18 protein-coding genes, 2 pseudogenes and 2 riboswitches are annotated in these 20411 nt (G+C 46.1%); of the genes and pseudogenes, 12 read left to right on the top strand and 8 right to left on the bottom strand.

Annotated elements, in window-relative coordinates; genetic code table 11:
- Window positions 1-420: 420 nt before the first annotated feature.
- Window positions 421-2190: a flavocytochrome c gene (locus tag ACOMA8_RS03435; protein WP_421368541.1), complete on the bottom strand. Its 1770-nt coding sequence runs from the start codon at window positions 2188-2190 to the stop codon at window positions 421-423.
- Window positions 2191-2330: 140 nt separating this feature from the next.
- Here ACOMA8_RS03435 and ACOMA8_RS03430 point away from each other — a divergent pair, with 140 nt between their 5' ends.
- The 4 genes from ACOMA8_RS03430 (at window position 2331) to ACOMA8_RS03415 (ending at window position 7402) form a co-directional block, all read left to right on the top strand.
- On the top strand, window positions 2331-3944 hold the full coding sequence (locus ACOMA8_RS03430; RefSeq protein WP_421368538.1) for a cache domain-containing sensor histidine kinase: 1614 nt from the start codon (window positions 2331-2333) through the stop codon (window positions 3942-3944).
- Window positions 3922-4692 carry a response regulator transcription factor gene (locus ACOMA8_RS03425; protein ID WP_421368536.1) on the top strand — a complete coding sequence of 257 codons (771 nt, stop codon included), beginning with the start codon at window positions 3922-3924 and terminating at the stop codon, window positions 4690-4692. Before ACOMA8_RS03430 ends, ACOMA8_RS03425 begins: the two co-directional genes overlap by 23 nt.
- A 194-nt stretch (window positions 4693-4886) precedes the next feature.
- The gene (locus ACOMA8_RS03420; protein ID WP_421368534.1) at window positions 4887-5606 is read left to right on the top strand and encodes a MarR family winged helix-turn-helix transcriptional regulator; all 720 of its coding nucleotides are present in this window, start codon (window positions 4887-4889) and stop codon (window positions 5604-5606) included.
- Window positions 5606-7402: an ABC transporter ATP-binding protein gene (locus tag ACOMA8_RS03415; RefSeq protein WP_421368532.1), complete on the top strand. Its 1797-nt coding sequence runs from the start codon at window positions 5606-5608 to the stop codon at window positions 7400-7402. The genes ACOMA8_RS03420 and ACOMA8_RS03415 overlap by 1 nt, the downstream gene beginning before the upstream one ends.
- 1170 nt (window positions 7403-8572) lie before the next feature.
- On the opposite strand, the pseudogene ACOMA8_RS03410 reads toward ACOMA8_RS03415, so the two are convergent.
- Window positions 8573-8768: pseudogene (locus tag ACOMA8_RS03410) on the bottom strand (permease prefix domain 1-containing protein); the annotation flags it as partial.
- A 130-nt stretch (window positions 8769-8898) separates the two neighbouring features.
- Window positions 8899-9213, bottom strand: a pseudogene (locus ACOMA8_RS03405) (PadR family transcriptional regulator); the annotation flags it as partial.
- A gap of 379 nt (window positions 9214-9592) precedes the next feature.
- Here ACOMA8_RS03405 and ACOMA8_RS03400 point away from each other — a divergent pair.
- The 3 genes from ACOMA8_RS03400 (at window position 9593) to ACOMA8_RS03390 (ending at window position 10977) form a co-directional block, all read left to right on the top strand.
- Window positions 9593-10054 carry an S-ribosylhomocysteine lyase gene (locus ACOMA8_RS03400; RefSeq protein ID WP_161900016.1) on the top strand — a complete coding sequence of 154 codons (462 nt, stop codon included), beginning with the start codon at window positions 9593-9595 and terminating at the stop codon, window positions 10052-10054.
- Between the two features lie 274 nt (window positions 10055-10328).
- A complete protein-coding gene (locus tag ACOMA8_RS03395; RefSeq protein ID WP_421368530.1) occupies window positions 10329-10529 on the top strand; it encodes a CsbD family protein in 201 nt (66 codons plus the stop codon).
- Between the two features lie 139 nt (window positions 10530-10668).
- A complete protein-coding gene (locus ACOMA8_RS03390; RefSeq protein ID WP_421368528.1) occupies window positions 10669-10977 on the top strand; it encodes a hypothetical protein in 309 nt (102 codons plus the stop codon).
- 120 nt (window positions 10978-11097) lie between these two features.
- Here the strand turns inward: ACOMA8_RS03390 and ACOMA8_RS03385 are convergent, their stop codons facing one another.
- From ACOMA8_RS03385 to ACOMA8_RS03370, 4 genes are all read right to left on the bottom strand, one after another.
- Window positions 11098-11346, bottom strand: a complete 249-nt coding sequence (locus ACOMA8_RS03385) for a hypothetical protein (protein ID WP_161900019.1) — start codon at window positions 11344-11346, stop codon at window positions 11098-11100.
- Between the two features lie 216 nt (window positions 11347-11562).
- Complete coding sequence (locus ACOMA8_RS03380; protein ID WP_421368526.1) at window positions 11563-12054, bottom strand: flavodoxin family protein; 492 nt, start codon at window positions 12052-12054, stop codon at window positions 11563-11565.
- 206 nt (window positions 12055-12260) lie between these two features.
- Window positions 12261-12854, bottom strand: coding sequence for a chromate transporter (locus ACOMA8_RS03375; RefSeq protein ID WP_421368524.1), 594 nt, complete (start codon window positions 12852-12854; stop codon window positions 12261-12263).
- Window positions 12821-13387: a chromate transporter gene (locus ACOMA8_RS03370; protein WP_421368522.1), complete on the bottom strand. Its 567-nt coding sequence runs from the start codon at window positions 13385-13387 to the stop codon at window positions 12821-12823. Before ACOMA8_RS03370 ends, ACOMA8_RS03375 begins: the two co-directional genes overlap by 34 nt.
- Before the next feature lie 369 nt (window positions 13388-13756).
- Here ACOMA8_RS03370 and ACOMA8_RS03365 point away from each other — a divergent pair, with 369 nt between their 5' ends.
- The 5 genes from ACOMA8_RS03365 to ACOMA8_RS03345 all read left to right on the top strand — a co-directional run bounded on the left by ACOMA8_RS03365 (window position 13757) and on the right by ACOMA8_RS03345 (window position 18735).
- On the top strand, window positions 13757-14632 hold the full coding sequence (locus ACOMA8_RS03365) for a LysR family transcriptional regulator (RefSeq protein ID WP_421368520.1): 876 nt from the start codon (window positions 13757-13759) through the stop codon (window positions 14630-14632).
- A 141-nt stretch (window positions 14633-14773) separates the two neighbouring features.
- A riboswitch (Fluoride riboswitch) is annotated at window positions 14774-14845 on the top strand.
- Between the two features lie 130 nt (window positions 14846-14975).
- Window positions 14976-16439, top strand: a complete 1464-nt coding sequence (locus ACOMA8_RS03360; protein WP_421368518.1) for a chloride channel protein — start codon at window positions 14976-14978, stop codon at window positions 16437-16439.
- 1 nt (window position 16440) lies between these two features.
- The gene (locus ACOMA8_RS03355; RefSeq protein ID WP_421368516.1) at window positions 16441-16887 is read left to right on the top strand and encodes a hypothetical protein; all 447 of its coding nucleotides are present in this window, start codon (window positions 16441-16443) and stop codon (window positions 16885-16887) included.
- 181 nt (window positions 16888-17068) lie between these two features.
- A riboswitch (Fluoride riboswitch) is annotated at window positions 17069-17128 on the top strand.
- Window positions 17129-17235: 107 nt separating this feature from the next.
- Window positions 17236-18510, top strand: coding sequence for a phosphopyruvate hydratase (eno, locus tag ACOMA8_RS03350; protein ID WP_421368514.1), 1275 nt, complete (start codon window positions 17236-17238; stop codon window positions 18508-18510).
- 30 nt (window positions 18511-18540) lie between these two features.
- Window positions 18541-18735 carry a hypothetical protein gene (locus ACOMA8_RS03345; RefSeq protein ID WP_161900026.1) on the top strand — a complete coding sequence of 65 codons (195 nt, stop codon included), beginning with the start codon at window positions 18541-18543 and terminating at the stop codon, window positions 18733-18735.
- 312 nt (window positions 18736-19047) lie between these two features.
- Here the strand turns inward: ACOMA8_RS03345 and ACOMA8_RS03340 are convergent, their stop codons facing one another.
- Window positions 19048-20103: an LPXTG cell wall anchor domain-containing protein gene (locus tag ACOMA8_RS03340; protein WP_421368511.1), complete on the bottom strand. Its 1056-nt coding sequence runs from the start codon at window positions 20101-20103 to the stop codon at window positions 19048-19050.
- Window positions 20104-20411: the final 308 nt, after the last annotated feature.

Genomic DNA, 20411 nt, shown 5'->3' with positions numbered 1-20411 from the left:
GACATATTGCGCCATGATAATTTCTGGCTTGCACCTTATTTTCCTAGAAAATGCACATAGAAGCTAATCAGAGTCCCTTTGCTGGGGCTCTTTTTTTGCAAGAAAAGAAAATGTGACCTAAGTAATTTCCAAGTGCTAAACAACGGATGTTTAACCCCAATTAATAAAAAGGATAGGGATGGAAAAGATTTGTGACCTTCTTGATGTCTTAGTCCGAAGAGGGAACATTGCATACGTGTCAAGAGAAGTCAACCTTTGAACTTTTTAACAATAAAAAGAGAAGTCACTTCCACTACTTTTAATGGAAGTGACTTCTCTTTTGCTTGTGGCTCACGTTTGGTATTGTTCGCTTCACAGGAGGGTGACTCAACGATTGTCCTATTCCCTATACTATCCGGGAAAATTACGGACTGCTGTGTTTTATAATTTACCTACCGTTTGACCTGCGATTCGACCAAAAGTGATGATGTCGGTGATGGCATTGCCTCCCAGTCGATTGGATCCTTGAATGACACCAGTCAATTCACCTGCCGCATAAAGGCCGGGAATTTGTTGCCCTTTTTCGTCCAAGACTTCGGTTTTTTCGTTGATTACCAGACCGCCCATCGTGTGGTGAACTGAAGGGATTGCTTTTTCGATATAATAAGGTCCTTTAGCCAGGGAAACCAGACCGCCTCGATGATTAAAGTCTTTGTCTTTACCGGTTTTGGCGTATTCGTTGACTTTTTCCACAGTCTTTTTCAAGTTGTTGTAGTCGATGTCAAAGAAAGCAGCCGCTTCTTCTAAGGTATCGGCTTTCACCAGCAATTTTTGTTCGATGAGTTCATTGTATTCGTCCTCATGGGCTTCTTTGGTTTTGGAGATTGCGTCGATGCCGTCGTTCCAAAGTTGATACGTGTAGCTACCTGTTTGAGAGAGAATCGCTTTTGAGATGACGTCCCGACGTTCCAACTCTTCTACGAAACGATTGCCTTCTTGGTTGATCAAAATTGCCCCGTCAAAACGAGTATCTGCCAACAAAGAAATGACGCCGGTTTTCGGATTGGCCACTGGATAGGTTTGGATACTTTCCATGTTGGTGAGGGCGGCACCAGCTTTTTGTGCCATTACAATCCCGTCGCCAGTAGTTCCTTCGGTATCGGTGGAAAGGTAGCGTTCATCATATTCTGGATTATATTTTTTACGCATTTCAATGTTGGAACCAAAACCGCCAGTGGTGAGCACTACGGCATCTTCTGCATTGAAAGTCACAGCTTGTTTTTCTTTATAAGTCGCTTTAACGCCGGTAACTTTGCCACTTTTATCTTGGATCAGTTCATCGGCTTTGGTATCTACGAGGATCTTCACGCCGAGAGTCTCTGCTTTTTTCTTCAGTTTGGTAATCACTTCTTGACCAGTATGTCCTACTGGAATCAAGGCCCGTTTGTAGCTGTGGCCGCCGAATTGGAACAGTTGATCGTCAAGAAATTCAACCTTCACATCGTCTTTCAGCCATTCTGCCGAAGCCAAGGCATTTTCCGCCATGATTCGCACCATCTTAGGATCACCGAGATTGTCGCCGCCTTTCATGGTATCTTCATAGTAGCTTTCCACTGAGTCGCCGGTAATTCCCAGCTTCTTTTGAACCCAATTGCCTGGTGCGTTCATTTCACCACCAGAGATCAATGTGTTCCCACCGACTGCCGGCATCTTTTCAATCAGAACTACTTTCTTGCCTGCTTCCGCTGCTTCAATGGCAGTACTGAAGCCTGCCCCACCAGAACCTACCACTACGACGTCATAAGTTTGTTGGTCAGCCAGTTTGTCTGTCTGTTTTTGAGCAGCTTTGACTGCAGCCAGTGTCAAACCAGATTTTTCAATAGCATCTTTAACCGCCGCCAAGTAGCCTTCACTGGTGGCAGTGGAGCCGCTGACGACATCCACATCCGCTGTATTTTGAGACATAATAGTTTCTTTTAATTCCGTGTAAACCGGCTCTGCCAGCACTTCGTTTTCTTTTTGCTCTTTGACAGTGATGTCTTGAATTTTATCGTCTTTGAAGGTCACGCTGACTTTGATATCGCCGTGCTTGCCGCTGCCGACACCTTCCACTGTTTTGGCTTGGCTGCTATCAGCTGACCCACTGCCACAAGCCGTCAATAAGGCCAATGTCGCCAGACAAAGACCGATTTTGCTAAACATCTTTTTCATAGGTTCTTTTCCTCCATGGCTATTTTTTTCTCGCAAGACCAGTATAATAGGAGGGGTGCCAAAAAGAGTTGGACAATCTGCGATACAGGTGGACTTTCTGCTCGAATTGTGAAAATAAGCACAAGAAAGAATGACAAGCTGTGACATCCATCAAAAAGACAACGATTCTAATTTTTCTGGCGGCCTTCTTCGGATTGACGGCTGCTTTGACAGGGGTCTTCCACTACGAATTGACCCGCAACACAATTCCCTTGAACCGTTCCATCACACAAAAATTTGTCAACAACCGGACGAGCCAGATCAATAGTTGGTTTGGCGAACGGTTGGCGGAACTGCGGTTATTGGCTGCACTGCCCAATACGCGAACCTATGACCGACAACATTTTTTTGCCGAGACAGAAAATTTGGTGCAAACGGAGCCGGACAATTACCTCTCTATTCGTTTAGTCTCAAAAAACGGCACCTCCTATTCTGCTGATCCCATCATTCCCGGATTTTCAGTACGTAATCGCCCCTACTATCAGGAAATGGCGGCCAATCCGCAATTGACCTATACTGTCAGTGATCAATTGATTTCAAAAGAAGACCATCATGAAGCCGTGGTAATCTTGTATCGCCTCAAACAACCCTTGACAGACGACATCACCTATTTAGCGGCAGCGATTCCCTTAGAAAAAGTCATGTCTTTGGCAAAAGATTTAAATCTTTATGACGGCACGGGGATTCTCTTGGGTTCCGGCACGCCGCAACCCGTGATCGACCACAAACGGCAATTGTTGCTGACTGCTGACATTGATTATTTGCCAGATTGGCAAGTGAATTACATCGTTAACAAAAAGAGCCTCGGCGGCAGTACGGAAACACTGCTGCATGTGGTGCAGCTGGTTTTAGTAGTCCTGTTGGTCTTATTGGGTCTTTCCTTGTTGCTCTTGTTCAAAAAGATTCTGCAGCCCATCCTCGCACTGGATGCAACAATGCAGCAGGTGCAGGCCGGCAATAAAACTGTTCGCGCTGACACCCACGGGCCGGCAGAGATTGCTCAACTAGCGATTGCCTTCAATCAGACATTAGACAAAGTTTACGAAAACGAGAGCAAGTACCGCGCCGCAACCTTGCGCGTCTTGCAAGAACAGATTCAACCACATTTTCTATACAACACGTTGAACACGATTCAATGGCAAGTGCTGGGCGGCGACACCGACAGTGCGGTAACCATGTTGGAAAATCTCAGCACGTTCTTTCGCAAAGGTCTCAATCAAGGTGGGGAATTGAGTACCGTTGCCGATGAGATTGCTCACGTCCGTAGTTACTTGGCTATCCAACAGGTCCGCCACGAAGCACTGTCGGAAGTCGCCATTACCTTACCATCGGCACTTGCTAAAGAATGGCTCTTGCATTTTCTATTGCAGCCGCTAGTGGAAAATGCGATTGACCACGGCATCCGTACCATGACAGTGCGTCCGTCTCGCCTGTGGATCACCGTTTCCCAAACAGATACCGGGCTGGCGCTAGTCGTAGGCAACAATGGCACACCGATTCCTCTTCAACAACTGAGACGGCTGAATCAAGCGGACTTGCAAGATGAGAAGACCGGCTTTGGCCTGTACAATATTCGGCGTCGATTGCAGCTGATATATGGAGATAGGGCTTCTTTGACCATCACCAGTTCTGAAACAGCTACGGAATTTTGCATCCAAGTACCCTTCATTTCTGACGAGGAGGCCCACATCTATGACAAACCTGCTAATCGTTGACGACGAAAAAGCGTTACGAGAAGGGCTCGCCGGCTATATTCGCCGCACCACCAGCTTCTTTTCTCAAGTACTCACTGCCAAAAGTGGCACCGCCGCATTGGCCTGTTTTGAAACCCAGCCCATCGCCGCTGCCCTTATTGATATCAATCTGGGAGATTTCAACGGCCTGGATTTAATTGCACTCTTGAACAAGCGCTATCCTGAGACACTTTTGGTGGTTATCAGCGGTTACGACGACTTCGAATTTGTGCGCAAGGCCCTGACTCTGAAAGTCCATGATTACCTGTTGAAACCAATCCCACTGTCTGATCTGAAAAACCTGCTGACCGAATTGGAACAACAACTGCAAACCGCTCCTGTCCCAGCGCAACCAGCTATAGCCGCGGTCCAGCCTCTTTCTCAGATGGCCTACGACTATATCGAAAACAATTATTTCGACCGTTCGATCTCCTTACAACAGACTGCCCAGGCCTTGTTCATCAGTACCTCTCAGCTGAATAAGCTCCTGAAAAAAGACTACCAACAAACTTTTTCGGAGCTTTTGATTCGCTGCCGCTTGCAAAAAGCCAAGGAACTTTTGAGCCAGACAAACCTGCATTATCCAATCGCTGAAATCGCCGGTAAAGTCGGTTACGACGATCCTCATTATTTTAGCCGACTGTTTCGCAAGAAAATTGGCATCCCGCCAATCCAATACCGGGAGCAGCAATTAGCCGCTGGAAAGCCCAAGGAAAACGACCCGGATTGACTACTTAAACCGAAAAACACCGATTGCTCCTTTGCAGTCGGTGTTTTCCTTTGCTCGTTATTTCGATTTTTTTAACTTTGCAAGGCTATTTCGAAAAATAGTTAGTTTATTTGTTGACAAACAAAATAAACGGATTATAATTTATTTCGTTGACAACAAACGAAACTAACTATTTATCCAACAGGAGGGCTATCATGAATAAGAACACGATTTTGGAGAATTTACTGCAAGTTGCACAACAGCCATTTTTGCGCTTTGCCTATGATGTGGAAGAAAAGACCGACAATGCCTTTGAAACTTTGAACATCTTAGCAACTGAAGAAAATGTCACTGCCGGACGTTTGGCAGAGGTTTTAGATATCAAACCTTCCAGCGTCACCCAGATTATCAAAAAGCTGGTGGAAGCCGGTACCGCTGTCCGGGAAAAATCCCCTACCGATTCGCGAGTAACATTGGTAAAAATCACCGACAAAGGCCGCGAAAGTCTGCAAGAACACGGTGCCATCGCTACTACTTTGCGAGACGTCTTGTTCGCCGAGTTCAGCGAAACCGAACTGACCGAATTGAACACTTATCTAAAACGCATGAACGACAATCTTAACAGCCCTGCCTTCCAAGAAAAATTGGTTGAAGTCTTTGGAGATGACGAACGTTGGGATCGCTTCAACACTATGAGTGCTCACTTTGGACGTGCCCGAGAACAGTTGATCAATCGAAGCGGCTTCAACGGCTTTGGTGGGTTTGGTGGGTTTGGCGGCGGACGCCCGGGATTTGATGGTGGCCGACCAGGATTTGGTGGCGGTCACGGTGAACGTAACGGCGGTAGATTCGATCGCAATCATAGTTTTGGTGGTGGCCCGGACGGTCATGATGGCCGTCGTGGATTTGACGATAACAAAGGAGGACGCAACTGATGGCACAAGGTGGAGGCGGTCGTCCCGGCGCAGATAATGTGCGCAGTGACGGAACAAAATTTTCATTCAAGGAATTCATGGGTCTCATCAAACAGACCCAACCAAAATACAGCCTACTAGGTATCGGCATGGTTTTGTTGGCTGGCTCATCAGCGGTTCAAGTCTATGTTCCCAAATTGGCGGCAGATTTAGTCAACGACTTTCAAAAAGGAATCGACTACAGCTTGTTAATCAGAGTTGTCGGTCTGTTTATCTTGTCGGCAGTCGTTTCGGCCATTGGTGGTACTGTGTTGGGAATCTTCGGCGAAAACGTAATCCAAAACATGCGCAAACGTTTATGGACCAAGTTAACCACGTTGAAAGTTTCTTACTTTGATTCCGTCAAGGCTGGTGAGATGTCCAGTCGCTTGACCAATGACACCTCCCAGGTTAAGCAACTGTTGGCAGTCACTTTCCCACAAACTGTCGCCAGCATGATTACTGTAGCCGGCACCGTTTATATGATGATCAAAATGGATTGGCGGATGTCATTGGCAATGGTCATTGCTGTTCCGGTCGTGATTCTATTGATGTTTCCAGTGATGGCATTTGGCTCCAAGGTTAGCCATATCCGACAAGATGCCATGAGCCATTTCAACGGAATTGCCACTGAAACGCTGTCTGAAATCCGCTTGGTCAAAACTTCCGGCGCTGAAAAACAAGCACAAGTACGGGCCGCTGATGAAGTGGATCGTTTGTATCAAGTAGGTAAAAAAGAAGCGGTCTTCGATGCTGCAATGCAGCCAATCATGATGATGGTTTTCATGAGTATGGTTTTTGGACTGTTGGCCTACGGTATGCATCGGATTGCAATCGGCGCGATGTCCATCGGCGTGTTGATGAGTTTTCTTATGTACCTCTTCAATCTCATTGGCGCAATGCCAATCATTGCCACTTTGTTTTCTGAAATCGCCAAAGCAGCCGGCTCAACTCGCCGGGTTCGCGAACTATTGAATGAAGAACCAGAAGACTTTGTCAGTGGCCAAAAAGTCGATCTCGCTCACCAGACATTGCGGGTTTCTCATGTAGATTTTGCCTACGAGGATGCACCAACAGACCCTATTCTCACGGATATCTCCTTTGAAGCGAAGCCCAACGAAATCATTGCTTTTGCCGGACCCTCTGGTGGTGGAAAATCCACGACTTTCAGCCTGTTGGAACGTTTCTACGAACCCACAGCCGGCACAATCACCTTTGGAGCAACACCAGTGGAGCAAATTCAATTGGCGGATTATCGTCGTCAAATTGGCTATGTCTCTCAGGATTCGGCAATCATGGCCGGCACAATTCGCTACAATTTGACTTATGGTTTGGAAAAAGAGTACACGGATCAAGAACTCTGGCAAGTGTTGGACCTCGCTTATGCACGGCAGTTTGTTGAAGCAATGCCTAAAGGTCTCGATACTGAAGTTGGCGAACGGGGCGCCAAAATCTCCGGCGGTCAACGACAACGACTGGCGATTGCACGGGCCTTTCTGCGAGATCCAAAAGTGCTGATGTTGGACGAAGCTACCGCCAGCCTTGATTCCGAGTCCGAAGCCAAAGTCCAACAAGCCCTCAGCAACTTGATGAAGGGCCGAACTACTTTGGTTATTGCCCACCGCTTGGCGACAATTGTTGATTCTGACAAGATTTACTTTATCGAAAAAGGCCACATTACAGGCTCCGGCAAACACGATCAGCTGGTGCAAAGCCACGAGACCTACGCAAGATACGTGGCCGAACAATTTAAGATTGAGCCTGCGCTAACTGCCTGACTTCAACTGGCAGTCGTGGGCTAGAATAAAGTGGCGCCCCTTCTACCAGGGGGCGCCACTTTTTAGTTTGATCACAAAGAATTCATTGCGCCTAAACACTACGAAAACAACCGCCAGCAGTCGTCTATTTCATCGGCTGTTGGCGGTTGTCTATTTTTTGCTTATCTCCGGATCACTCTTTAATTCGAAAGAGACTTTTGATAGCCGCGAATACGGGACCGGCGATCATGAAAATCACCCAGCTCCACGCCCAGTTGCCGGTATGAAAGGACCACCAGAAGTAAAATACCATCACCAACGGCCAGTACACCTTTTCAATTGCTTCAAATACTGGACTGATTTCTTCGCCACGTTGCCGGCGGGCATTGGGACCAGGGGCATCTTCGTCAGAGATAAAGATTACTTGGTCGGCAAATTTTTTATAGTAGGAGTAGACAATGCTGCCATAGATAATCAAAAATGATCCCAGGCCCACGATTCCCAGAAATAACGCCACACCGAAGGCTTCATTGTAGCCATAAGAACCAAAATAAAACAGCGGCACAAAAGCAAAAATACAGGTCATGATCCCCAACACTAATGAAAAGCGGAAACTTTTACTATATTGTGCAGTGTGATGGTTAGCCGCATCGTGGACCTCTTTTGCAATTGGACGATCATCGAGACGTTTGGCGGCGTCGCTATAGCTCATGCCACCGGTAATAAAGAGACCAACTGCAATTGCCGCAAAAATGAACATCCCCGACAAACCGAGAAAGTCTGCCCCACGACTGCCAAAGAAGATAACTGCGGCCACTCCCAAAATTGCAATCAAGACGCCGCCTGAGATTTTGAGGGCAAATCGGCGGATCAATTGCCAAAATGTTTCAGCTTCCTCTAGCTCAATCGCTGGTCCTGCCGGAGTATAGGCCTCGCCGCTACTAAGATTGGTGCGATCTTGTCGATGACTATGGTCGTGATGGTGACGCGCACTCTGAGTATGATGAGTGTCCTGGCTATGGTCTGTCTGCTCATTTCCATTGAAAGTCTTGTCTTTAGGCCAAGCATCCGCGGTGGCGTTACTCCCAAAGTCATCATCGAAGGCAGCTGACTCGCTTACAGACTTTCTAGAGGTATCACTTTCCTTGTCCTGTTGCAGGTTCACTGATTCACTAGACTCCAACTCCAGTTCTTCTTTCAATTCATCAATGGAACCAAATTCCGAAATTACGGCGCCAATCGCTTCATGTTCGCTTTTTCCTTCTTCAATCAATGCATGGTAATGGTCTTCCATCGCCGCCAAGAGGTCCGCCTTCGCCTGCTGGGTCTGAGGGGTCTTGGGTAGCGTCAAGAACAATGTCTCCAGATAATTTGTGATAGTTTCCATTTTCAGCCAACCCTTTCTATCAAGCTATCCTGCTTCAACCTAATTCGTCGGTTGTCGGCAAGAGTCCTGCTTCTGTCATTTTTTCCGTATTTGCTCTGGCGTTAGCGGCTTTCTCTGGGGGGATTGTCGATAAAAAACGATCTACCACCTGCTTGGTCAGCTGCCACTCCTCAATTTTTCCCTGTAAAAACTCGCGACCGGAGCTGGTAATTCGGTAATAGGTGCGCTTTTTCCCGTGAGTCACTTCACCAGGATATGCCTCGATAAAGCCCTGCTTACCCAGTCGTGTAAAGGCCGAATACAAAGTGGTTTCTTTAATTACGTAACCTTCATCGGTCCGGCTTTTGATTTCCCTGGAAATTTCATAGCCATAAGAATCGCCTTCTGCCAAAAGCGTTAGGATAATTGCGTCATTGTACCCCCGGATGCCATCACTGGAAATCATCGCCTCGCCTCCTTTTAGGTCAACCCTTGGTATCTTTTCGGATGGAGTCTTCTCTTTTTGCAGTCACCTCAATCAGTCGACTGCCAGTATCAAACTCTCTTGCGGTCTTTGCTGTAATTACTAGAGCTTTTCAAAAGTACTCCATCTGTCAAAGTAATCATAGCATGTTTACTACGACAGGTGAAGTAAATAAGCTGATTTTTTTAGCTCTTTACGAAAAATCAGTCTTTAGTCTTAGAACCTATCCGTATCTTTTTTCTTCTATAAAAAATCTACTTGTCCCCCCACGGATTCTCTGGTATCATTGCCCCAACTTGAATCGACGACAGCTCTTACTCTTAGGGCAGTGGATTATCAATCATGATTTGGAGGAATCTCGATGGCACGAGTAGAAAGTTTTGAATTGGATCACAACCTGGTGAAGGCCCCGTACGTACGACTGGCGGGATCAGAAGACCATAACGGTGCACATATCGAAAAATACGACCTGCGTTTTTTACAACCAAATGAAGCAGCTTTGCCAACTGCAGCTCTGCACACTTTGGAACACTTGTTGGCAGTCAATCTACGAGATCATCTAGAAGGCGTCATTGACTTGTCGCCGATGGGCTGTCGCACCGGCTACTATTTGATTTTATGGGGCGAACATTCCACCACAGAAGTCCGGGATGCCCTGAAAACCGTGTTGGAAAATCACGTAGTTGCTGCCGATTTTGTTCCGGCAGTTTCTGCTAAAGAATGCGGCAACTATCGGGATCACTCCCTCTTTTCCGCACAGGAGTATGCCAAACAAGTGCTCGCTCAAGGTATCTCTAGTGATCCTTTTGAACGAAAACTCTGAGTTTGGCTGATAGCTTTTTTTACAGATTTGACGGCTACACAACTTCAGAAGGCTCCAGACAACCGGCGACTGCGATTTTTTGCGGTTACCGGTTGTTTTAGTATCGATACGAGCCTGTCCCTCACGTTTACAGTAGCCTCTCTAAGAAGCAAAACCCGCCACCACAGCCACGGACAAAAGCAAGTTAATTGCCGCAAAACATCTCGAATGATAGACTGGATTTAGGGCAATTCAAATTCCGCCCAGTACCACAAATCAAAGGAGGTCTTCACACATGGTGGACAAAGACGAAGTCAAGGGCAAAACAACTGAAGTCAAAGGCAAGGTTACCGGGGATGACTCTGAAGAATTGAAGGGTAAGATCCAACAAGAATTCGGCAAACTCAAAGACAAAGCGAAAGATGCCGCTGATGATGTTGCTGCTAAAGCCAACGAACTCATCGACGATATCAAAGGCAAAGACGATAAAAAATAAGTTCAAAATATGTAAGCGACTATTTCGGATTTCCTAAGTAGTCGCTTTTTTATTAATGCAGCCTAGATGATAGCCGCTATTTTACAGCTGTGGCACAGATGTGCTATCATCTTCCCAAACTAGAAATGAGGTGGCAGTTATGCCGTTTGTTGCGCTTCTTTTGGATCTCTTGGCCGCCGGAAGTTATTTTGTGCAGCTGTATTTTTTTCCTAATAAGGGCTTGGAACTGATTGGCATCCTTATCCAGTCAGCCTTGACCATTGGCTTATTGTGGCTGATGTTTCGCTATCGCGGACCGCGACACAGTAATTTTCAGCCAGAAGGTTACTCTTACTTCACCATTCGCTATGGAATCATCGTTTTATCTTTTATTCTAAATGGTATCCTTTTATTCTTGTACGGACTTAATCTTTTCGGCGGTAACGACCTAATTTTTTCAGCTTTCTGAGGAAGTCGTCATTACCTATGCATCGTAGTTAGCTTGGAAAAACAAAAAAACACGGTAGAAACGGATACAAACCAGTTTCTACCGTGTTTTTTATCATTTTGATGTCAATGCTCTCATTTGTTAAGGAAGATTGATTCCAAATACTGAGATAAAGATCATCCCATAGAACAAAACAATAATTAGAACGAGACCACCGGAAAGGCAAGCTGTACCAGCCAAAATATCAGTATGCAGACGCTTAAAACCTCGCACCAAAAGTGCTCCACTCAAAAAAAGCAGCGCTAGCATCAACATCAACGCAAGTTTGCTTTCCATCAGGATTCGCGCGTACTCCGGTCGCCCCAAAAGCTTGATCAAAAAACCTTCCATCTCTTCTGCCTACTCCCTTTTCACTATTTCTCATTTTATTATAATTATTCTATCATAAAACGTAAAATAGTGAAAGAAATCGTAAACATCTCTTATAACTTTCTGATGAAATCTTTAATAACCAACGTATCCAATACTCTTATGGACCGTCTTTTTGCGAAGAATCCTTCTAAGAAAGCAATAATTTCCGAACCTTTTTCCTTACCCGTACACCAACTATTTTTCAAATAGCCGCATCGCTTGTTCAGCCATACGACGGCCGTATATCCAAAACAGTTCGTCGGCAGCGTGGATGTCTTCGGAAAGTGCCACCGGTCCCAGATGGATTACCGGGTCTCCCAGGGAATCTCCGCCGGAATAGACCATCATGCCTGCTACCAACAGATGATGCAAGATTGACTGGATACCAATGTCCCCGCCACCATGAGGGAAATGGGCCGTTGCAAAAGCACCTCCAAGCTTCCCTGATAACTGATAGATGTGACCAGCAGTTTCTAGCCAACATTTCACGACTCCTGCCAGATCTGCCATATAAGTAGGAGATCCCAGAATTACACAGGAACTCGCGTTGAGCCAATCTTCGTCAAGATTCTCCAGCGAGCTGACTTTAACCTCAGCGCCCGGCACTTGATGAATCCCTCGCGCCACTTCTTCTGCCATCGCTGCGGTATTACCGGTACGAGAGTAGTACAATACAGTAAATTTCATATGATTGCCTCCATTTTGTTCTATAAAATAAAACGTTTTCTCACTTCGAGTCTATCACTCTGTTTATAGAAAGCAAGAGTCGCTGGGTTTTCAACTGATCGCACCGAACACGTCAGTCCGATAATCCTTGTGATACAGGTACGGTGATGCTTTGAAAAATGCTGACCGAACACTATTTCTTAGTACAGCTAAAACTAAATTCTTTCTCATCTATACAACAAAAAGCCAACAAAGCCAGCGGCCATCATTACCCAAATCGGATTGATCTTTGTCTTGCGTAGAATCACTAAGCTACTCCCAAATAGTCCCACAGCTAGCCAATCGATTTGAGTCCACCAGCTGTGCCAATGTATTGTAGTCCCTGAACCAAAGAAGGTCAGCAAGATAATCGTGAAGCCAGCGGACATGATTAGTCCTACAGAAGAAGCCTTTAAGCCATTTAAAATGGCAAAAACCGCCTTAGATTCCTGATACCTTTTAAAAAAGACCAGTAAGGTCAAAGAAATCAAAATACCGCCCAAGACACAGCCTACCGTGGCTGCGATAGCTCCGCCGTATCCTTCCAGCTGCATCCCGACAAAAGTCGAGGTATTTACAGCTAGCGGACCCGGTGTCATCTGAGAGATGGTGATAATGTCAGTGAAGGTCCTTTCCGTTAACCATCCTTCACGAGTCACGACTTCTGCTTGAATCAAAGGAATGATTGCGTACCCACCACCGATACTCAGCAAACCAATCTTAAAAAAGCGTATAAAAAGCATCCCCATCAGTTCAGCACCCCACGATCTTTTTTCCACCACAAAGAAGCGACACATAGCACACCACTGATTGCTAAAATAGCTACGACATTAATACCGAAAAAGCTGTTGGCAATAAATGCAAAGGGAATTAAACCCAAAAGTAGCGGATTTTTTTCTTTGAAAATCAGCTGGCACATATCAATCACAAGATCTACAATCATCGCTGTCACGCAAGCCTGCATCCCTGCTAAAACTGCCATGATAGTCCGATTTTGGGCAAATTCTTGGTACCAGCCGGCAATCAAGCCCAAAATAATAATGGGAGGCGTAATTCCACAAAGTCCGCTGATCAACGCTCCCGGATAGCCGGCCGCCTCTTTGCCAGCCAAGACAGCTAAATTGATAGCGATAGCCCCAGGAGAAGACTGAGCAATGGCTGCCATTTCCATCAAGGTATCTTCGTCAAAAAGCTCTTTTTCTTCTACGTAATATTTACGAATCATAGGTACCACCACATAGCCGCCGCCAAAAGTGAAGGTGGAGATAAACAAATTGACATAGATTAGCCACAAATACAATTTCCCTTTTTCCATAACAAACTCCTCCATAATATATAATCTGCGGCACCAAATCGGCCAGATGATAGCGAGCAAAAACTAGCATTATCTATATTTCTGTTATGCTCAACTGTTGTTACTCTATCTAGTATAGAAGCTGTTTTACCATCTGTGAAATAATAGTATAATGGTCTAAAGATGAATTTTATTCATGTCAACTTTTCTAATCAACAAGGTATTCAGGAAACATAGCTCTTTACTCTCGAATCACTAACATATAATACCGGTTCTAAATAGCCTGGTCCCATCAAGGGGTAGCTATCACGTCTTTTTCGCCTTGGCAATCTTTATCTTTAAGAGGCCTGCTTGATAAGACGTATAAAAAAATCTGTCAGGAGGCAGCTTATGAATTTCAAACAAGCACATATCTTTCTGGAAGTCGTAGCAACAAATAATTTCACCAAGGCCGCCGAAAATCTTTACCTCACCCAATCGGCAGTCTCCCATGCTGTCAAGGAGCTGGAAGAAGAATGTCAAACGCCGTTATTTCATCGCCTACATCGCAGCGTGCGCCTCACTACAACCGGAGAAATTTTAGCAGCGCGGCTCGGACCAGTGATGCAAGATTTTACAGCCTTGAACCAACAGCTGCCCCACTTAGAAGCCGAAAGCCCTTTGAATATCGCTGCTTGTATCACGTATGGTGAAACTTGTCTGGCTGGTAGACTGCAGGATTTTCGCCAGGCGGCCTCTGCCTTCACTGAAGCAGCCTTTTCGGTACAAATCTACCCTGCCCAACAATCGTTGGCGTTGCTCGAACAGCGAAAAGTCGATTTGGCAGTAATTGAAGGCCAGCTTGTCCGTCAGAATCTCCGCACTAAAAAGATTGCCAACTATGCCATTATTCCCGTGGCTACACCCTCTGTGGCAGCCTCTTTTCCCGATTATCGTCTGTCTCTCAATCGTCTACTACAGCAGCCCCTGTTATTACGAGAACGCGGCAGTGCCGTGCGGGAAACATTCGTTGCGGCCCTACAACTAGCCGGCTATACGGTTCAACCCCAATGGGAAAGCGTGGATTCCCAGACCTTGATTGCTGCCTGCCTCGCTGGCTTCGGTATTGCGTTTTTGCCAGAACCACTAGTAACAGCACAGCTGACAGCCGGAACCTTAGTCTCTTTAACAGTTCCGCAGCTGAAGTTATCAAACGATATCACGCTAGTCTGCCGCCGAGAAAGTTATTCTTCTCCGCTGCTGCGGACATTATGGGATTTTTTGTAAGTAACGCGTGTTCGCAAGGTGTTTACGAAGAGATGGGTATGGTGCTTTGGGCGTCACCTGCCAGCTCCAATTTCCGTTTTTTTTACCACAGACGCTTGTCCTACTTGACTTTCAAGGAAAGCGTGGTATCATAAACAAGCAACTTTATATGGGAATGAACGTCTCCCTTGGGCAGCCAAAACCGCTGATACAGCTGATGACTTCTGCAAACTTTTGCAGGGATCATTGGCTTTTTTTCATTTTCAAACCAATCAGCGCAACAGCCAGCTGGGAGCTGGCAGCGGATCAAAATGGCCACCGCAGCGCCGCAGCCTCGTTCACCGATTTTTCAGGAGGAATTTAAATGGAACCAGAAAAACACAACCTGCACCACACGCAAGAAACTCCGCCGCCCTCAACGGCTGCATCAGTTGCGGATACTCCGTCTACTGGACAGTCCTACAGCAACCGGACTAAGAAAGAGCCTCAGCCGGATACTGGAACTCACCACCATCACAAGTCCACTGCTACTGGCGATTCAGCAGCACTGACTACTACAGCCGCTTTAAAAAACCTACTCGTGATGTATGCTGCCATCCTGCTGACAGCTGTTCTTACCGGTATTTTCTCTCATTATTTACTGGCAGCACTTCATTGGGTGGGTACCTATCGCGATGGCCACAACTGGCTCTTGTACTTGTTGCCGGTGCTGGGAGTAGCCACAGCATTTAGCTACCAACAGTTCGGTAAAGGTTCTGACAAAGGAAACAATCTGATTATCGAAAGCATCCAGACTGAGGCCCACGTCCCGGTACGCATGGGAATCATGACCTTTATTTTCACTATTTTGTCCCATTTATTTGGCGCTTCTGTCGGTCGCGAAGGCAGCGCCGTTCAAATTGGCGGCGTGGTTGCCAACAAATTAGGTCGCCTGTTCCCGCTGAACAAAGATGCCCGTAAGATTGTAGTTCATGCCGGTATCAGTGCGGGCTTTGCTTCTATTTTTGGTACCCCATTGGCGGGGGCTTTTTTCGGTATGGAAATGGCTTATATTGGCCGTCTGGAACGAAAAGCGTTAATTCCTTGTTTCACCGCTGCTTACTTGAGTAATTTTGTTGCTTTGTCGCTGGGGACTGTTCACGAAGGCCACGCAATCGGACAGCTGCCAGAAGTCACTGGGCAATTGTTGTTAGCAGTCATTGTCGCCGCGATTGCTTTTGGATTGTTTGGTCGCGCATTTGCCGCATTGACTCATTTTTTCAAAGCTTTTTACAAAAAGACCATTACTCAGCCATTCTTGCGGGCCTTTGTGAGTGCTGGAATCGTGGTGGTACTGATGTTAGTTGTCAGCGGCCAGCGTTTTGAAGGCTTGAGCTTGTGGATGATGGATGATGCTTTCAAAGGAACTTCCAGTCTGCTGGATCCAGTAGCCAAGCTCTTGTTCACTAGTCTCAGTCTGGGAGCCGGTTTCCAAGGGGGCGAAGTGACGCCGTTGTTTGATATTGGCTCAACATTGGGCTCGGGTATCGCACAACTTTTCCACCAATCACCGGCACTATTTGCTGCGATGGGGCTGATTGCTGTCTTCGGTTGTGCGGCAAATGCGCCATTAACCACGATTATGTTGGGAATCGATCTCTTTGGGGCCACTGCACTGCCTTATTATGTTGCGGCTGCTTTCATCAGTTACTACGTTTCTGGTCACGAAGGCATCTATACTTCCCAGCTGATCGTTCATCCGAAAACAGTACGGCTGCAACACCACGCCGGTCTACGTCTCTCAGAAATTGCCAAAACTTCTGCTGCTACCAAACAGGAGGAACACTGATATGTCCGAACATACGACAGAACACACATCGAAACAAACGCCTGAATCACACTTAACTGAAAAGAGCACAGCTGAAACTATCTTACTGGAACCCTTCTTTGGCAAAAAACGTCTCCATACCTTACACTTTTCCACTCCCGGTCATCATCAGCTGGAGCTCAAGGTTCTGGAAGGCAGTGTCAAGATTCTTCATGCCAGCTACAGTGCTGATTCAGCCAACTGGATTGACACGCCCCGGCGCAAGGGCGACTATCATCATCGTCATCAAGTGTTTGCCGGTGAAAAAGCCTTATTGGAATATGACATTGGCTATGTTCATCAACACTTGGATAAGGTCTTCCTGATGAACGGCGCCATCTGGCAAAAAGCCGTTTTAGAGCTGCGGGTGATTGAAGATGTTCCGGCAACCCCAATCCAAACTAACGACCAGCAGAAAACGGAGTCTTAAAATTGACAATTAAATAGCAAGAGTGTTTCGCTGTCCAGACGATTTACAGAATCGGTCAAGCTCACATTTTCTCAACCAGTGCCCACGAGCAAACTAGCAACAGAATCTAGAAGGTTTTTTTGACCAATACTGACTTCAAGCGTTCTTGTTTGTCACCAATCACAAATCGTGCTAGCATAATACATGAATCAGGGATGGTGTTCCCTATAACCGCTGAAAAGCTGATGACGCCTGTTGCCGAAGTTTCTTTGTGTTGCCTTGCAGCCTGGAGGAGCATTTTCGTCAACAGGTGTCATTTTTATTTCTAGACACCTCCCAAAAAAATCAACTGAAATTGGAGGAATCATCATGTCACAAGTTACTATCGAAAATATCAAAGCCCGGGAGGTATTCGACTCCCGCGGTAATCCCACTGTCGAAGCCGATGTTTTGTTATCTGACGGCACATTAGGCCGTGCAGAAGTGCCATCTGGTGCCTCTACCGGTGATCGTGAAGCAGTTGAATTGCGGGACGGCGGCGATCGTCTGCAAGGCAAAGGCGTTATGAAAGCTGTCACTAACGTCAACACTGAAATTAAAGATGCTTTGGTAGGTCAAAGTCCTTTTGATCAACAAAAAATTGACCAAATCATGATTGACTTGGATGGCACTGCCAATAAAGGCCGTCTGGGTGCCAATGCTATTTTAGGTGTTTCCATGGCGGTGGCTCGTGCTGCAGCTGCAAGCAAAAAAGTGCCACTGTACCGTTACCTTGGTGGCGTTGATTTGGAATTGCCGCAACCTTTCTTCAACGTAATCAACGGTGGGGTTCATGCTGACAGCGGCATCGACGTACAAGAATTTTTGATCACACCAGTAAAACGGACATCTTTCCGCGACGGCGTAGAAAAAATTGCCAACATCTACCACACACTAAAAAGCATTCTTGCTAAAAAAGGGTTGGAAACAGCTGTTGGTGATGAAGGCGGCTTTGCTCCAAAACTAGGCAGCACAGAAGCAGCTATCGAAATCTTGTACGAAGCAATCAAAACAGCTGGCTATATTCCAGGTGAAGAAATTGCGATTGCCTTGGACCCTGCTTCCAGCGAATTCTGGTCTGATGAAAGCAAACATTACAACTTTGAAGGCAAAGAAATGACTTCTGCCGAAATGCTGACCTACTATCAAGAACTGGTTAAAAAATATCCAGCCATCATCTCCATTGAAGACGGCTTCTCTGAACATGACTGGGATGGCTTTAAAGCGATGACTGATGCAATGGGCAACGACATCCAATTGGTAGGTGACGATATCTTTGTTACCAATCCTGCCATCTTCCAAGAAGGGATTGACCGCGGGGTTGCTAACTCCATCTTGATCAAATTGAACCAAATCGGGACAGTTTCTGAATCCATTGCTGCCATCAAAATGGCTCGTAAAAATGGCTACAGCACGATGATTTCCCACCGTTCCGGTGAAACTGGCGATACCTTTATCGCTGACTTTGCAGTAGCAATGAATGCTGGCCAAATCAAGACAGGTTCTATGGCCCGCAGTGAACGGGTCGAAAAATACAATCAGTTCTTACGGATTGAAGAAGAACTGGAAGGCTACGCCAGCTTGGCTCGTTTTCCTAAAAAATAAGCCGCAACTTGCTTAAACGAGGTGATTGCCATGCTCTATCAAGAAAAAAACGGCACCCGCATTTTGGAAGAAGCGGATCTGATTGCTGATGCCAAACGCCTAGCGCTGCAAAAGTGGGAAGACGACCGCAATGAGGTTCCTCTCCACTATGCCGACTTTACAGCTTTCGAAACCGCCTTTATCACGGAATACAAGGCAAGCTTTCAGATAGTTGTTGAAGACTGAACTATAATGAGACATTGTCCTCAGATTGTTGGCGTAGCAGGTTAATCCCACGAGCGTACTTTACAAAGCTCAGACAACGGTTGAAAAAACTCAGATGGGAAGACTTCCTGTCTGAGTTTTTTGGTAGCTTTTTTTAAAGAAGTGCTTGCTTGATCTTTTGGCGGCAGCCTTTACAGACAAACAAACGGTCCCCGCTTTTGAGTGCTTCACTCCATAGCAGGGACCGTTTTTGATGCATTTGTTGTCGTTTTCTTTACTTTATGTTTGTTCAAGTTACCTAGATATCCGTCACTGACCACACTTTTCTAGCGATTATTTACGGCGAGGATTCTGTTGATTACCGGCAAAGCGCCAAAGCAGACCCGCTGCTGCCAGCAAGACCAAGCCGACACCCACCCAAGTGCTGTTGGTGACTTTTTCACCCGTTTTTGGCAAATGTCCCGACGAGCTGCTGTTAGTTGGTGGTGTCTGACTACTGTTTTCTGTCGGAATCAGCTTTTTCTGGTTACTGTTATCCCTCGTAGTACTGCTGCTGTCAGCGGTTTTTTCGGTGGCCGTACTACTCGTTGACTCCAAAGAAGATTCGCTACTGTCCACAGTTGTTGAAGAAACTGTTTCTGAAGAACTGCTGTCGGAATCAGTAGTCGGCACCGTATCCGGTGTGTCGGTGGTATCTGTTGTGTCCGTACTATCCGTTGAGTCCGTTGTGCTCGTGGTATCCGTGGTATCTGTTGTGCTTGTTGTGTCGGTACTGTCCGTGGTATCCGTAGTACTCGTGGTGTCAGTGGTATCTGTTGAATCGGTTGTACTTGTTGTGTCAGTGGTATCTGTTGAATCGGTTGTACTTGTTGTGTCGGTACTATCCGTGGTGTCTGTTGTATCACCGGGATAGACAGTCTGACGCTGAGAGTACGGAGTCAGATGATTGGCGTCATCCGGCTGGCTGTCCGTCACCTTGACAGTGAACTGTGCCGGCTTATCACTACCCTCCAATAGGGTCACAGAAAAACTAAAGCTCCCCTGAGATCCGCTGATCACCAGATTATCATCATACTCAATCTTCAACCTGGGATCGACATTTTCAAACAACACCTGTGCCTGCAAAATCGCTGCCGAATCGCCGGAAAAGCTGACTGTGACCGGGATTGTATATGCCTTTCCAACTTCAAGTTTCATCTCACCAGAATTGAAGGAAGAAAAGTCACCACCAAATTCAATCTTGTTGACATTGGCATAACTGCTGGCCTCTTCTAAATTTTGGCTGACTGCCACCCCTGATTTTTGCGGCGCGCTTCCTGCGTTGGTTGCCAAGCCGGCTATCGGCAAACAAGCCAAAGCGACAGTTGAGATGATACTTGCGATTTTCATAAAAAACCCTCCATTATTGATAATTTGCTCAAAACAAGAGCCACTACCATTATTTTGGCAGTGATCTAGTCCAATTCCAGCACTTACCTTACACCAAATTGTTTTAATTGTATATAAAATAGCGTCAATTATTACAAAAAAGAAAGCTTTCTTTCAGAAAATCGATTTTTCATTACAAAAACGCAAGAAATTGTACTGGCTTAAGGAATTTAATTAAAAACAACACCTCCCAAAAGTCTGTTTTACGCTAACTTTGGAGAGGTGCTTTCTTAAGCAATTATCGTTTTTTACTTATCTTTTAACTATAC

Origin of the sequence: Enterococcus infantis (assembly GCF_049166715.1) — a bacterium.
GTDB lineage: Bacteria > Bacillota > Bacilli > Lactobacillales > Enterococcaceae > Enterococcus_C > Enterococcus_C leclercqii.
Note: the sequence above shows the minus strand (reverse complement) of the source record. Positions and strands in the feature narration are given on the sequence as shown.